Origin of the sequence: Hyphococcus formosus, from assembly GCF_046736345.1 — a bacterium.
GTDB lineage: Bacteria > Pseudomonadota > Alphaproteobacteria > Caulobacterales > Parvularculaceae > Hyphococcus > Hyphococcus formosus.
Genome location: NZ_CP157210.1, coordinates 2,110,254 through 2,124,552, shown reverse-complemented (window position 1 = coordinate 2,124,552; position 14,299 = coordinate 2,110,254). Strand labels below are relative to the sequence as shown.

11 protein-coding genes are annotated in these 14,299 nt (G+C 52.4%); 5 read left to right on the top strand and 6 right to left on the bottom strand.

The genetic code is table 11. From position 1 onward, the window contains the following. The first annotated feature begins 6 nt into the window (after window positions 1-6). The 4 genes from ABFZ83_RS09700 (at window position 7) to ABFZ83_RS09685 (ending at window position 6,610) form a co-directional block, all read left to right on the top strand. On the top strand, window positions 7-471 hold the full coding sequence (locus ABFZ83_RS09700; protein ID WP_411816352.1) for a (2Fe-2S)-binding protein: 465 nt from the start codon (window positions 7-9) through the stop codon (window positions 469-471). Further along, a complete protein-coding gene (locus ABFZ83_RS09695; protein WP_411816351.1) occupies window positions 468-2,735 on the top strand; it encodes a molybdopterin cofactor-binding domain-containing protein in 2,268 nt (755 codons plus the stop codon). The genes ABFZ83_RS09700 and ABFZ83_RS09695 overlap by 4 nt, the downstream gene beginning before the upstream one ends. A 387-nt stretch (window positions 2,736-3,122) precedes the next feature. Further along, window positions 3,123-5,483, top strand: coding sequence for a TonB-dependent receptor (locus ABFZ83_RS09690; protein ID WP_411816350.1), 2,361 nt, complete (start codon window positions 3,123-3,125; stop codon window positions 5,481-5,483). Window positions 5,484-5,587: 104 nt separating this feature from the next. Then, window positions 5,588-6,610 (top strand): phosphotransferase family protein, encoded by a 1,023-nt coding sequence (locus ABFZ83_RS09685; RefSeq protein WP_411816349.1) that lies wholly within the window; start codon window positions 5,588-5,590, stop codon window positions 6,608-6,610. Between the two features lie 74 nt (window positions 6,611-6,684). On the opposite strand, the gene ABFZ83_RS09680 is transcribed toward ABFZ83_RS09685, so the two are convergent. From ABFZ83_RS09680 to ABFZ83_RS09655, 6 genes are all read right to left on the bottom strand, one after another. Then, on the bottom strand, window positions 6,685-7,863 hold the full coding sequence (locus ABFZ83_RS09680) for an acetyl-CoA C-acyltransferase (protein WP_411816348.1): 1,179 nt from the start codon (window positions 7,861-7,863) through the stop codon (window positions 6,685-6,687). A gap of 13 nt (window positions 7,864-7,876) precedes the next feature. Continuing rightward, the gene (locus ABFZ83_RS09675; RefSeq protein ID WP_411816347.1) at window positions 7,877-8,788 is read right to left on the bottom strand and encodes an SDR family NAD(P)-dependent oxidoreductase; all 912 of its coding nucleotides are present in this window, start codon (window positions 8,786-8,788) and stop codon (window positions 7,877-7,879) included. Between the two features lie 110 nt (window positions 8,789-8,898). Further along, a complete protein-coding gene (locus tag ABFZ83_RS09670; protein WP_411816346.1) occupies window positions 8,899-10,143 on the bottom strand; it encodes a TetR/AcrR family transcriptional regulator in 1,245 nt (414 codons plus the stop codon). A 127-nt stretch (window positions 10,144-10,270) separates the two neighbouring features. After that, window positions 10,271-11,518 (bottom strand): serine hydrolase domain-containing protein, encoded by a 1,248-nt coding sequence (locus ABFZ83_RS09665; protein ID WP_411816345.1) that lies wholly within the window; start codon window positions 11,516-11,518, stop codon window positions 10,271-10,273. 51 nt (window positions 11,519-11,569) lie between these two features. Further along, window positions 11,570-12,643 carry an MBL fold metallo-hydrolase gene (locus tag ABFZ83_RS09660; RefSeq protein WP_411816344.1) on the bottom strand — a complete coding sequence of 358 codons (1,074 nt, stop codon included), beginning with the start codon at window positions 12,641-12,643 and terminating at the stop codon, window positions 11,570-11,572. Continuing rightward, on the bottom strand, window positions 12,643-13,131 hold the full coding sequence (locus ABFZ83_RS09655) for a DUF1772 domain-containing protein (protein WP_411816343.1): 489 nt from the start codon (window positions 13,129-13,131) through the stop codon (window positions 12,643-12,645). Before ABFZ83_RS09655 ends, ABFZ83_RS09660 begins: the two co-directional genes overlap by 1 nt. A gap of 106 nt (window positions 13,132-13,237) precedes the next feature. Between ABFZ83_RS09655 and ABFZ83_RS09650 the strand changes: the two genes are divergently transcribed. Then, window positions 13,238-14,179: an AraC family transcriptional regulator gene (locus tag ABFZ83_RS09650; RefSeq protein ID WP_411816342.1), complete on the top strand. Its 942-nt coding sequence runs from the start codon at window positions 13,238-13,240 to the stop codon at window positions 14,177-14,179. The last annotated feature ends 120 nt before the right edge of the window (window positions 14,180-14,299 follow it).

Below are 14,299 nucleotides of genomic sequence, written 5' to 3'. Positions count from 1 at the left end.
ACGCTCATGGAACTTCGGGTCAATAATAAGGTCTTGGACGCCGGGGATGTCGATCCGCAAACGCCATTGCTGTGGGTGTTAAGAGATCATCTCGGGCTTTCAGGCGTGAAATTCGGTTGCGGCGCTGGCCAGTGTGGTGCGTGTACGGTGCATCTTGATGGTCAGGCCGTTCGTTCCTGTGTGTTGCCGGTAGAGTATGTGGGGGATCAGGAAATTACGACAATTGAAGGACTGGCTTCGTCGCGAGATGAAAGCGCGCCGCATCCTTTGCAAGCGGCATGGGTCGAACATGATGTGCCGCAATGCGGATATTGTCAGGCGGGAATGATCATGGCGGCGGCGGCATTGCTGGCGGAGGTTGATGCGCCGACCGATGACGACATTGATAATTATGTCACCAATCTCTGTCGATGCGGGACCTATAACCGAATCCGCGCGGCCATCCACACAGCGGCGGGTGCGAAGACATGACCAATAACAAGGGCAAAGCGACCATAAATCGTCGGCAGGTACTTTTTGTTGGCGCGGCGATGGGCGGCGGATTGGCGGCGGGGATGTTAACGGGCTGCGGTGGCTCCACATCCGGCGAAAACGAACAGATATCAGGCGGGGGCCTAACAAAGCCGCAGGAGATTGGCCCGTGGGTCGTGATCAATCCTGACGATAGCATCAAGATCTATGTGCCTTCGCCGGAATTCGGCACTGGCGGCATGACCCAGCAAGCCATGATCGTCAACGAAGAGTTGATGGCGGATTGGTCAAAGGTCGATGTCGAGGTCGCGTCGGTTCAGCGCGATTATATAAATCGCGGTGAATATTCGCCCGTTCCCCATGTGATTGCATTTTTTGGTGGGCGGTCAACAATAAGTATGCGGATCAAGTCTATGCAGCAGGTCGGGGCAAGCGTGCGTGAGCGTTTGCGCCTTGCGGCAGCGGAGCATTTTTCTGTAAAGCCCGAAAAAATAGACATTAAAGATGGCGTTCTGGTCGACCGTACTTCGGGACAAAAGCTGTCTTTTGGGGCGGTGGCAGAAAAAGCGGCGCAAATCACCTTAGATGTTGAGCCGGCGATAAAAGACCAGTCTGATTGGGCGTTTCTCTCGAAGCCATCACCGGGAAAAGTCACCACGCCAAAAATTGTCGAGGGTGCATTGGAATATGGTATCGATGTCAATCCTTCGGGCATGGTCTATGCGGCATTGGCGCAATCACCCGTGAGCGGTGGCCGGTTGGTTCGCTATGATGCCGACGCGGTGAAAGATTTTCCGGGTGTTCTTGATATTGTCACGGTTGATCCTGACGAGCCGCGCGGCTTACCCATTCTGTCACAGCCGCCCTATGGATTCGCCTATTCCGAACCCCGCGCCGGCGTTGCGGTGATCGCAGAGCATTATTGGCAGGCGCGAAAGGCGCTTGATGCACTGCCGATAGAGTGGAGCGATGGTCCGGGTGCTGAATGGGACAGCACCGAGAAAATGTATGACGCATTGAGCACGGCGCTTGATAGCGACGATAATGCGCGGGTTGAGGTTGAAACTGGTGACGTCGCGGATGACGGCACTGACATTGTCGAGCATGAATATTTAACGCCGTGGTGTGATCAGGCACCGCTTGAGCCGCTTAACGGCACGGCGATGGTCACTGATGACCGTGTCGAGGTCTGGCATCCGGGGCAGAATGCGCAGCAAAGCTATTGGGTTGCCGCCGATGAAGCTGGCATGTTGCCAGAACGAGTCATTCTCCATCAGCCATATGTGGGCGGTGCCTTTGGCCGGCGCCTCATGGGGGATGACACGCGCATGGTCGTCGCGGTCGCCAAGAAGTTTCCAGGCAGGCCGGTGAAAGTGATCTGGTCGCGAGAGGAAATGACCCGCCAGGGGAAGTACCGGCCCGTTTTTGCGGCTCGGTTCCGGGCAAAGCTAAACAGCGAAAGCGGTCTTCCCGAAACCCTGTCGGCGCGACAGGCCAGTCGGGGGCACTATCCGCGTCTTGCGGATTGTCCGTACTTCATGGGCCTTGTGCCCAATGTGCGGGTAGATGCCCGTGACCTGCCTTTCCACCTTGAGCCGGGGCCCTATCGCGGTCCGGGATATAATTCCTATGGATTTGTTGTCGATACATTTATCGATGAATGTGCTGTCGCCGCTGGTATCGATCCATTGGCGTACAGAATAAAGCTGCTTCGCGATTGGCCGAATCCCGGATGGGTGAAATGCCTTGAGGAAGTCAAAAAGAAATCAAATTGGGGCGAGAAGTTACCGCGCGGGAAAGGCAAAGGCGTTGCGATTTCGGCTTGGGGGTTAAATGGCGACAAGATGGGCGGCACATGCGTGGCTGTTGTTGCAACGGTCGAAGTGACACCAGAAGGTCAGTTAACGGTCGAAAGTTTAGATGTCGCCTTTGATTGCGGGCAGGTGATGAACAAGGATTTTGCGGAAAACATGATTGAAGGCGGAACGATTTACGGCCTTAACATGGCATTGAATGAAGAGATCAACGTTGAAAATGCGCGCGTCGTTGAGGGGAATTTTCATCAATACCACATTCTTAGAATGCGCGACGTACCTGAAATAAATATCCACTATGGCGGATTGAGCGGCGCGGACCGTTTCGGCGAGCTCGGAGAGCCGCCGGTTGGGCCGGTTGGTCCGGCGGTCGGTAATGCAATTTTCGCGGCGACGGGAATTCGTGTTCGCCACCAGCCATTCATGAAACAGGGTCTCAGTTGGTCTTGATCGATCAATGTGGGCTCTGGTTGTGTTGCATTGATATTACACCTTACCTCAAAAAATCCGCTTAATCATATATAGAATAAATGATCGAATTTTCACATGCCTTTTCGATAGCCTAGATTTTACGCGGGTTGTGGCGGGACTGCCGCCCCTGGGCGCCAGTAGCGCGCGCTCGGTTTCGTTTTCTTGGCTCTTAGCATTGCTGTTTATAAACAATGAATTAGACCGCGATGTGACCTGAAATCACCATCCTGCGCCGGATTTCGTTGTATGCTGTCGGCATGATCGTTTGAGGTAGCAAGTTTATATTGTTTTAAAGTATTATATCATTTAAGGTGTCATCCGATTGTTGGACAATACGCCCCAGTTAAGAGGGCTTGGGAGGAACAAATGTTTGATTACGTGACACAAGTCCGGGGGGATGGGCGGTTAGCGGCTTCGCTCAAAAAACGTTCGAGTATCATTGGCCTCGCCGCAGGTGCGCTCATCGTTTGCAATACGGGAACTGCGGCCGCGCAAGGTGATAATGGTGGCGATGCAGCCTCGCAGGGAGGGGGCGACCAGATTACGGTAACCGCACGTCGCCGTACTGAGACAGTTCAAAAAACCCCTGTCGCGGTCACGGCCTTATCAGGCGATGAAATTACTGATGCGAATGTTCTTCAGTTGCCACAACTTGATGAGTTCGTACCGAATGCTCGGTTTACGGAATCATCCGGTAGCTCTGGTGCGCCAGCACTTTACATTCGCGGGCAGGGCGCGCGTTCTACGTCACTCTTCCAAGAGCCATCGGTCGGTGTCTATGTAGACGGAGTATATTCTCCACGGGCGACCGCTAATCTTTTCTCGCTCCCCGATGTCGAGCAGGTTGAGGTTGTGCGCGGTCCGCAAGGAACATTGTTTGGTCGGAATACGACCGGCGGCGCGATCTTGCTAAACACCGTCAAGCCACGCGAGGAAGCCGGTGGGTCGGTTGATCTAACCTATGCTTCACATAACGATTTCAACATTGCTTTTGTGGGCCATACCGGAAACCTTTTGGGAAGTGGCCTCAAAGCCAAGCTGACTTATCAAGACCGTGATCGCGATGGTTGGGTACAGGCACCTGGCCATAATGAATCGGAGTGGGGCGGCTTCCTGAAATCAAAACAGGCAAGCCTCGACCTTCTATTAGACGCAAGTGATCGGTTGAGCTTTAGAAACACGATCAGCTGGTCGCGGATTGAAAATGACGCGCCATGGCAAATCCTGTTTGCAAATGACGGTGCGCAAGCGGCATTCGACACGCGTGTGCCGGGGTCACCAGAGCCAGTCATCGGACTTGAGCCGTTGGACAAGCAATATCGCGACCCCCGTCGTACCCGCAGTTCCGAAATTGAAAGCTGGGGGAATACATTTACGGTTGAACTCGAAGTTAACGATTCTTTCTCGCTTAAATCGATCTCGGCCTATCGTTCGTTGAACGAGCACCTGACAACGACACTCGCCGGTAGCTATGTCGAAACACCGGTTTTTGACTTTGAAACCGGTACAACGAATGTCGAGCCCTTCGTCGGTCATTCGACGACATCAAGCCCGGGTGACGCGAAGCAATTCACACAAGAATTGCAGGCCTCTGGCGAAATGGGTGATTTCGATTACGTCATCGGGCTTTTCTATTGGGATGAAGAGGTCAATGAAGGTCTCGACGTGGTCAATGGTGTGCCGGGCGGCACATTCTTTGGGCCGACCAATGTCAATCGCCGCACGTCGCGGACCTATGGTCTCGAAAATCAGTCATTCGCCGCATTCGGACATTTCGGCTATCGCCCTGCGGCGCTTGACGACAAGCTCGAAATCAGTGCGGGTATCCGTTACACGACCGAAGAATCTAGCCTGATCTATCGGACCAGCTGGGCAAGTATCCCTGTGGGCCGGCCGGTCGCGGAAGATACGCCCGATAAGGTCAAGTTTGACAATATCGGCTTCAGCGCGTCACTCAGCTATGAGTTTTCTGAGAACATTCTCGGCTATGTGAGTGCGAATTCGAGTTATCGCGCAGGGGGCTTTAACGCGATCGCATTTGGTTCACCGCCGTTTGAAGAAGAAACGGTTCTGAACTACGAAGCTGGTATCAAAACGAACTGGTTAGATGGTGATGTTAAATTGAACCTGACAGGTTTCTATACAGACTATAAAGACCTGCAGTTACTTTCATTTGATCCGGTTCTTAGCTCTTCATTCGTACAGAACGTCGGTAAGGCCACCATAATCGGCTTCGAAGCAGAAGGCATTGCGAAGCTGAATGACTATTTCCAGATTGACGGTAATTACGGTTATCTGGATCCGGAGATGAAGGAATTTGAATCTGGCGGAGTGGATATTTCGGACCAGGCCAAATTCCCTTATGTGTCAAACCATAGCTTCCGGATTGGTGGCCAGTTTACAAGCGAGCCAATGGATCTTGGAACGCTCTCGCTTCGTGTGGATTACGCCTATACAGGCGAGGCACCCGCGATCCCGGTTGATGATGGTGGATTTGGTAACAACTTCATGATCGGTGCCGACAAAAATCTAAGCGCTCGTATCACACTCTCTGATATTGCAGTGGGTACTGATGACATTGATTTGAAGCTGTCACTGTTTGCAGAAAACCTGACCAATAACCGTTATGAAGCCTATTATGTAAGCTTTGGTTCGGTATTGGGTGTTGCGACAGCGTCATTCAATCGACCACGTGTCTTTGGTGCGCGTCTCTCTGCCGAATTCTAATTGAGCGGCGTATTTGAGAACTAACTAGCAGGTGTGCAAAATGCGCACCTGCCTTTTTTTATTCTGACATTGCTTAGTGTGCTCATCACTGATGGGGGGTATAGATGACAAGTGATATTGATCTTGAAAAATTGGGCGATTGGTTGGGCGAAAATGCACAAGATATCGGTAGGCCATCATCGCTAGAAAAATTCGCGGGCGGGCAATCAAATCCCACTTATCGGCTAGAAACCAGTGAGGGGGCATATGTTTTGCGCCGAAAACCTTTTGGCGAATTGCTCCCATCCGCGCATGCCGTGGATCGCGAATTTCATCTGATTTCTGGTCTATTTCCCACGGGTTTTCCCGTGCCGCGCCCCATAGCGCTTTGTGAGGACAGTGCGGTGATCGGGGCCATGTTCTACATTATGGAATTGATTGATGGCGAATCCTATTTCGATGGGTGCCTACCGTCGATAGAAAAAAACATGCGCGCAGATCATTACCGCGCCATGATTACGACGCTCGCGGATCTTCATGCGGTTGATATATCGCAACCGGCATTAGCGAATTTTCAGCGGTCAGGAAATTATTTCGCTCGTCAGGTATCGCGGTGGATCAAGCAATATCGCATTGCGCAAACCGATGATATTGAAACAGTCGAGAAGTTGATTGAATGGTTGCCGACATCAATTCCTGAGGAGACACATACATCGCTTATTCATGGTGACTACCGCATTGATAATCTAATCTTTGACCGCAATGAGCCGGTTGTTCGCGGGGTCATTGATTGGGAATTGGCGACTTGCGGTGATCCATTGGCGGATATTACCTATCTCCTGATGCATTGGATCATGCCCGCAGACGGTAAGGCCGCAATGGGTGGTCTGGACCTCGAAGCGGCAGGTGTGCCGAGCCTTGAAGAGGCGGCGGAAATCTATTGCGAGCGTGCGGGGCGGGAAGCACTACCTAATCTCGATTGGTATTTCGCCTATAATTTGTTCCGCCTTGTGGGGATTATTCAGGGTATCAAAAAGCGGGTCATTGATGGGAATGCGTCAAGCCAAAATGCGGAAGAGGCGGTTGCGAGATTAATTCCGCTTGCGGATGAAGCGTGGCGTCGAGCCCAACTTTCGGGTGCCCGATAAGAAAAGACGGGCATGGAAAAGATCCATACCCGTCGATAGCCTTAAAATTGATGGTTTTTTAAGTTGCTATAGTATTAGAGAATTTCAAATAGACCGGCTGCGCCCTGGCCGCCGCCAATACACATAGTGACAACGGCATATTTTGCGCCCCGGCGTTTCCCTTCGATCAACGCATGACCGGTTAGGCGCGCGCCGGACATTCCGTAAGGGTGTCCGATAGAGATACCGCCGCCATTTACATTAAGGCGATCATGCGGGATGCCGAGTTTGTCACGGCAATAGACAACCTGAACGGCAAATGCCTCGTTCAGTTCCCACAACCCGATATCGTCGATTGAAAGGTCGTGTTGTTTGAGCAATTTCGGAATTGCGTAAACCGGGCCGATGCCCATTTCATCCGGCTCCAGTCCGGCGACAGCCATCCCTACATAGCGACCCATAGGCGTAAGGCCGCGACGTTCGGCTTCGGCTTCTTCCATCAAAACGCTCGCGGAGGCACCGTCTGAGAGTTGGCTTGCGTTACCGGCTGTAACGTTGATTCCATCGGCCCGTACGGGTTTCAGATTTTGCAAACTTTCGAGCGTAGTTTGCGGGCGGTTTCCTTCATCCTTTTCAAGCGTCACGTCGCGCCATGAAACTTCTTTGGTTTCCTTATCGACGACTTTCATGCGTGACGGCAGGGGAACGACCTCCTGATCAAACTTTCCGGCCTCTTGCGCGGCGGCCGTGCGACGTTGCGATTCGACCGCATATTCATCGCATAATTCGCGATCGACATTATATCGCTTCGCAACGGTTTCAGCCGTATCAATCATCGGCATATAGGCATCGGGGTGCATTTCGACGACAGAAGGATCGCGTTCAGCGCGGAAATTTTCGTTCTGCACCATGGAGATCGAATCGACGCCGCCGCCAATTGCGATTTGTTGCCCATCGACAATGATTTGTTTGGCGGCAATTGAAATAGCCATCAATCCAGACGCACACTGACGGTCAACGGTCTGTCCACCGACAGAAACCGGAAGACCCCCACGAAGCGCGGCAACGCGCCCGATATTTGACGACTGAACCCCTTGTGGCATGGCGGAGCCGAGGACCACATCCTCAACTTCGCCGCCGTCGATACCGGCGCGCTTTACGGCTTCGGCGATAGCATGCCCCGCAAGCGTTGGCGACGGCGTTGCGTTAAATGCACCTTTATAGGCCCGGCCAATCGGCGTGCGGGCAGTAGAGACGATAACTGCGGAACGCATGTTAGTTCCTTTCCTATTGTGCCGGTTTGTAGCCAGCTTTTTCGAGTTCAAGCGCCCCTTGCGCCGCGCCGCTGCTGGGAACTATTTCGTTCGAGCGATCCGAGATTTCCGACATATTGGCGACGAGTTTCTCCGGCGCGTCGTCATCCGCACCGATAAAAATCCCTTTGGTCAGCGTGATATTTGCCTGTTCGACACCGCCCGCCCCGGCACACAAAACCGTCCGCGTCGGGGCATCGTCCGTAACCAGCGCAAGCATCGCCGGGCTCACAACTTCTGGGGTCAAAAGGTCTAGCTGTTCTTGCGGTAACAGCCCTTCGAGCATGCGCGTGCCCGCTGTCGGTGCGAGTGAGTTCACGCGGATATTGTACCGCTCACCCTCAAGCGCAAGCGTTTGCATCAATCCGACGAGGGCCATTTTCGCCGCGCCATAATTCGCTTGACCGAAATTGCCATAAAGCCCGGAAGACGAGGTGGTCATTACGATGCGACCGAAATTCTGTTCACGCATAATCGGCCAAACGGCTTTTGTGCAATGTACCGCGCCCATGAGGTGAACATCGACGACGGTTTTAAAGTCATCGATGGACATTTTCATAAAGCTTTTATCGCGAAGAATGCCCGCATTATTGACCAAAATATCGACACGGCCCCAGCGATCGACCGTTTCGGAAACCATGGCTTCGACCTGATCGAATTCCGTTACCGAGGCGCCATTCGCAAAAGCGTCGCAGCCCATATCTTTCAGTTCAGCGACAACCTGCGCCGCCGCAGAAATAGATCCGCCCGACCCATCGACATTAGCGCCCAGATCATTGACGACGACTTTCGCGCCGCGCTTACCCAAAAGCAGTGCATGTGCGCGGCCCAATCCGCCGCCAGCACCGGTCACAATGGCAACCTTGCCAGTTAAATCGATTGACATTCTCACTCCATAACAAGTGCGCAATTACCGCTTTGGGTGCGCCCTCCCGCGAGGGAAGGTAGTTTTTTGCAGCTGCGAATGTCAATAGTTTTTGATCATTTGTACCAATTTTATGAGGCCCAGTGCGAACCCTCAAATATAGCGCGAATATCGAACGCAAATTCGTCGTGAATTCGACTGAGGGTCGCCTCATCAGAGCCGGTGGCAAGGGCCCGAACCAGCTTTCCCACGAACAAACGGTGGAGAATCAAGGCATCGAGCGGTTTTGCATCCAGACCGATTCGGGCAAAGGCCCGTTCCCAGGCTTTGTTCTGGTCGCAAAAGGCGTCCCAAACCACGGGGCGAATTTCCGCTTGCCGTGCGGCTTCGAGCCAGATCGGAAGACTGGCGAGATTTTTCGCGCCGTATTTTTTGGCTTCATGCCGGAAAACAGAAACTGTTAATTCGATAATATCGTTGGTTTTCGTTGCATCACGATTAACGCCCGACATAACCTCTCTGTACCGATCTTTTGACTGCGCAAACAGACAGGCCTGTGCCGCACTCAATAATGAAGCCATGGTCGGGTAGTGGTAAATCGGTGCCGATCTGACAAGACCAGAATGTTCGGCGACTGCCTGATAGGTAAGCCCGCCGGGACCATCCTTTGTCAAAATATCGATGGCTGATGCCAAAATCGCGGCGCGGGTTAGTTTTGATTTTTTACTGCGCCGTTTTGGCGGTGTTTCGGTTTGCTCGTCTGGGGGCTTAGGCAATGACCAGATGTCGTCGGGCGCGTTTTTGTCGATCAGTGAGCGCTTGGCATCATGTTCAGAAATGCCAAGTGGGATGACGACAAATAACATGCCGACAACAATATCAATCGCAGATTGAATCTTCTCGTCAGTATTGGGCTCATCGAGCGCATCTGCGATTTTTTTCCAGATATCGCCAAGACTGTTATACCAGTCCTGCGCCATGATCCGGGCTTCTTTATTGCGCGCGGCGTGCAGCATGATTTCGCACCATGCCAAGGATTCCTGACGGTTTTTTTCGGCTGCGTTACAGACAACGCGCATTGCAAAATCACGAAACGTTATTGTTTTGGAATCGAGTTGCCGCGCCGCGAAATTGTCAAAGCGTTCTATATATTTTTCGAGCAACAACGCGGATGCCCGCGAAATAATTTCCGATTTCGTTGCGAAATGATAGGTCGTCGCCGCAAGGGAGACCTCCGCGCGTTTGGCAATCAGCCGGTGATTGACGGATGCAACCCCGTTCTCCGCAATGAGTTCGATGGTGGCTTCAAGAATGCGTTGTTGGCGTAATGCTGAGCGTTCCTGTTTGGCTTCCCGCGATTTATTGGCTGCGTGCATAATTAGAATGTTTGACGGTATCGCTGATTACCGCCTCCCCCTGGAGACTAATAATCTATCGTGATGCGTTATCCCGAAAGACGCAATCCATTTATTAGCGTCGAAAAAATTTATCGCGCTACCGATGTCATCGGCTGCGTCGGATAAAAAATGCAATCACCAAAAGGATGATCACGCTGCCGATGGCTGCGGGTTTCAGGGCGCTTTCCAAGGCTCGCTCCGTTGAGAGGAAGTCGGGAATGCCGCTTTGCCATAACACCCATTCGCCTCCAATGTCGCTCGCTAATGATGGGTGGCCATTGACCAACATGATATAAGCGTCATTGGTAATGGGGTTGATCCGAACAGAGACATTTATCGCTGGCTCATTTACCCCATCATGTCCATAAATGTAGTCGCCGGCCCCGGTTGGGGCGAACAACATCGGACCTGAACCCCAAATTGGGCTTCCAAAAACATAGGCGATCGGTGCGCGCATCGAGGTCAATGTCTCTGTGGTAACACCAAAAGATGGCGTTGACGCGATCATCGCCTTGACCAGTTTTGTCAGATCAGACGTGGAGCTTGAAAAACCGGTGGCCCCAAGCGCGGCATATTTATATTGCGGGGCCTCAACGCCAGTGACGGTAAAAGATGCCGTTGCGTTTGGAATGTCGCCGATAAAAGCGAATGAAGATTCGCGCATATCGAGCGGGCTTAAAATGGTCTCGTCTATAAAGTCTTCAAAGGATTGGCCGGAGACTTCCTCGATCAAAAGCTGCAAAATCAGATAACCGCCGCCGGAATAAGCAAAGCTTTCACCCGGTTCGGCACCGGCTGCGATAACAACATCCTCACCGGATGACGCACGCGGGTTAGACAGGCTGTCTTCGAGGGCGGGAATATCTTCATCGGTGCCGAAATCTGCAAATCCGAGACCGTCCGTCAGTCCTGCCGTATGGCTTAAAAGTCGCCGGATTGTTACGCCGTCATTGTTATAGCCTGTCTCCGGCAGATGCCAGCGAGAGAGATAGGTAGAGACCGGTGCGTCGAGATCTATGCGGCCTTGATCTGCCAGCGCGTTTACCCCGAGAGCGGTGATCCATTTGCTGAACGACGCGGTCGGGAAGGCTGTATGCGAATCGATATTGCGGCCAGATTGCGCATAATATTCCCCGACCACTTCACCATTTTCAATGAGGACAAACGCGGTGTTCCCCAAATTATTGCTCGCGATGGCAGTTGTCGCTTTTTCAATAAAAGCGTCATGGTCATCTGGCGTTGCGATTGGTTTCATCCACCAGCCAAGAAATGCGCCGAATATCGTGAATGCGACCCAAGCGCCGAGCGCAATAATGGTCCCGAGGACAATTGATATGGTTTTAACAATCTTCATTACGTTGATTTCTCCAGCCCGACACAAATTTCCCGTGCCCGCTCAATCTGATTAGTGCATGATGTTGTAAAGAATGACAGTCTCGCAATGGCTGTCCGCCCACACATCAACAACGGATAATTTGTCCTGCCAGCGATCAATTATCTCTTCGGCACATTGACGGCGTACGGACTCGATTGCGGCGCGATAGCCTAGATTGGCGTTCTTGTATTCAAAATTTGCGAATGCAGTTTCGAATTCGTCAAAGAATGTTGTCATCGTTTTCCCTGCGGTTTGCCGAACGTCAAAGGCGTAATCGCGATTGATGATGACATCCTCTCGCGTGCCTAATACTGACACATGCCCCGATAAAAGATGCTCGAAGTCATATTCGAGAATGGTGTCAAAGAATGTCATGTAAGCGCCCACATCGGATGTAGCACCGAAGTTCATGAACGGTACTTCACCGGGCGTGATAGTATCTACCGCCATAACGAACTTTTGATCAGGTAGATATACAATCGTATCCACATCCTCTGCATGAAATGATGCGGTAGCGATTTCAATTGGTACACCGCCGAATTCAAATTGATGATCGCCGGAAAATGTGATTGTCGGCAAGGGGAGGTCTGTTCGATCACTTTTGCCGAGGCTCTCTGCGGTACGCTCATGGGCAATAATGTCCAACCCCTCGATTTCCGCAAATACGCCCGCGCCGCCAATGTGATCGCTGTGATTGTGGCTATAGATTAAATAGCGGATTTGGCTATCAGGTGCGGTTTTTCGAATAAGGTCCGGAAGTTTATGGGCGTAGCTAGGCGGCGCATCAAACACGGCGATACCTTCGTCGGTCACGAGAAAAGCGGATTGATAGACGCCGTCTGTTACAAAGAAGAGGCCCGGTTCTATCTCTGAAAGGTGCAGCCCGGTATCCGCAGAAATCTCGGGCATCCGCGCGAGCATAGCGGGGCGTTCCGGCGCGAAGTTTGCGAAATAGCTGGGGTCATTTACATCATAGCCAATATCATTTGCCGTATTAAATTGGGGCTTAGGTGACTGTGTTTCGGCCATGGCCGCCGTGGCCCATGCAATCGCAGAAAGGCCGGCCAATAAAGGGGTGGCCGTCATTTTTATACGCGCTTTCATCAGATGTCTCCCTTGAGTGAGATGAAAAAAAGAATTGCCGAGAGAAGCGATGCGCCGGTCCGAATGTGATTCCACAGGGTCCAGCGGAGGAGGTAGTGGTCCCAGACCTCTGCGCCGTGTGCGGAATATGGATCGACATCCTTGAGGATGTTGTTGAGCGGAACATTCAATATAGCCGTGACGAGAAACATGCCGCCGATGTAAATTACGCACGCGGCGATAACTAATCCCGTATCGGTGGCGGCTGTGTTTCTTAAAGCGATAACGAAGGTGGCCGCTGCGCAAAGGGTCGTGCCAAAAAATAACGGCATAAACGGAGAGCGCAGGATCGTTTCATTGATCGATTGCATCGCTAAAATTCCCGATGGTGTTTCAATCCGCGCGAGCGACGACATGATGAAAGTGGAGAAGGCGAAGTAAATCCCTGCCATCAATCCGCAGCCGATTGCGCCGATCCAAAGCAAAATGATTAGAATTGAATTGATCATCGTTGTGCCCATTAATTCTTGGTTCTGGCCGAGATATACGGGCGGGACGCAAATTGGCCCATGTTAGGGCTAGTCATATTCATACGAGATCGTCTAATTTTCATCGATGGACGGGATAGCTAATCTTTTGGAGGGGACCCGCGCCCGTGGTGCGTTTGCGCTTCGCGGTGTCATGCGCGCCCCTTGGGGCCTGCGGGTCATCGCGGAATCGCCAGTGACCTTAATCGCAGCGGTCCATGGCGATTTCTGGGTTGTTCCCGATGAGGGCGCGCCCCACCATGTGCGGCCCGGCGGTGTTGCTGTCACCCGTGCACCCGAACATTATTGTGTTGTGAGCGCACCGGATGTCACGCCGGAAATTGTCATCAAACCACAGCAACAATGCGTAGATCTCGACGGAAATTCCCTATTCGAAGAAATGGATCTCGGTATCCGAACATGGGGGAATGATCCGCAAGGGGAGAGTATTTTTATTGTCGGTGCCTATGAACATCTAAGTACGGTGAGCGACAAGCTCGGGAAGTTGTTGCCGCCGGTCATATCGTTGAACCAAGACGATTGGGACTCGCCTTTGGTGTCTTTCCTCGTTGACGAAGTGACCAAAGATGAGCCGGGGCAAGCCGCGGTATTAGACCGTTTGTTTGACCTTCTGTTGACGGCGGCGCTCAAAGCATGGGCGGCGAAAGATGATGCCGCACGGCCGGTTTCGTGGCGATCGCAAGGTGATCCGATTGTTGAGCGGGCATTGGCGCTCATTCATCAAGACCCGCGTCGTTCTTGGACGCTCGATAAACTCGCGGCAGAAACCAATGCATCGCGCGCCAGTCTTGCGCGCCGATTTAACGATATCGTAGGCGAGCCGCCAATGACGTTTTTGAAGAACTGGCGAATGGCAATGGCCGCCGATTTATTGAGTAAGCCCGATGAAACCGTCGGAACAGTCGCCGACAAGATTGGCTATAGCAGCCCCTTTGCCTTTAGTGCCGCCTTTAAACGCGCGCGTGGCTTAAGCCCCCATGCCTATCGCGCACAGGTGAGGGCGGAATAGTAAGATTTCCAGTCATCGGATGATCGCCGAAAACTTTGTGGGTTTGTGACTTTCGTCAGCCAACAAACAAAAAGGGCGTGCAGTCCGCACGCCCTTTTCTGATTTTCTTTGAAAGAAATA

What these genes read in the sequence shown, in the direction of transcription:
- ABFZ83_RS09690 (WP_411816350.1), top strand. Translation starts at nt 3,123, where the DNA reads ATGTTTGATTACGTGACACAAGTCCGGGGGGATGGGCGGTTAGCGGCT.
- ABFZ83_RS09650 (WP_411816342.1), top strand. Translation starts at nt 13,238, where the DNA reads ATGGACGGGATAGCTAATCTTTTGGAGGGGACCCGCGCCCGTGGTGCG.
- ABFZ83_RS09665 (WP_411816345.1), bottom strand. Translation starts at nt 11,518, where the DNA reads ATGAAGATTGTTAAAACCATATCAATTGTCCTCGGGACCATTATTGCG.
- ABFZ83_RS09670 (WP_411816346.1), bottom strand. Translation starts at nt 10,143, where the DNA reads ATGCACGCAGCCAATAAATCGCGGGAAGCCAAACAGGAACGCTCAGCA.
- ABFZ83_RS09675 (WP_411816347.1), bottom strand. Translation starts at nt 8,788, where the DNA reads ATGTCAATCGATTTAACTGGCAAGGTTGCCATTGTGACCGGTGCTGGC.
- ABFZ83_RS09700 (WP_411816352.1), top strand. Translation starts at nt 7, where the DNA reads ATGGAACTTCGGGTCAATAATAAGGTCTTGGACGCCGGGGATGTCGAT.
- ABFZ83_RS09655 (WP_411816343.1), bottom strand. Translation starts at nt 13,131, where the DNA reads ATGATCAATTCAATTCTAATCATTTTGCTTTGGATCGGCGCAATCGGC.
- ABFZ83_RS09660 (WP_411816344.1), bottom strand. Translation starts at nt 12,643, where the DNA reads ATGAAAGCGCGTATAAAAATGACGGCCACCCCTTTATTGGCCGGCCTT.
- ABFZ83_RS09695 (WP_411816351.1), top strand. Translation starts at nt 468, where the DNA reads ATGACCAATAACAAGGGCAAAGCGACCATAAATCGTCGGCAGGTACTT.
- ABFZ83_RS09685 (WP_411816349.1), top strand. Translation starts at nt 5,588, where the DNA reads ATGACAAGTGATATTGATCTTGAAAAATTGGGCGATTGGTTGGGCGAA.
- ABFZ83_RS09680 (WP_411816348.1), bottom strand. Translation starts at nt 7,863, where the DNA reads ATGCGTTCCGCAGTTATCGTCTCTACTGCCCGCACGCCGATTGGCCGG.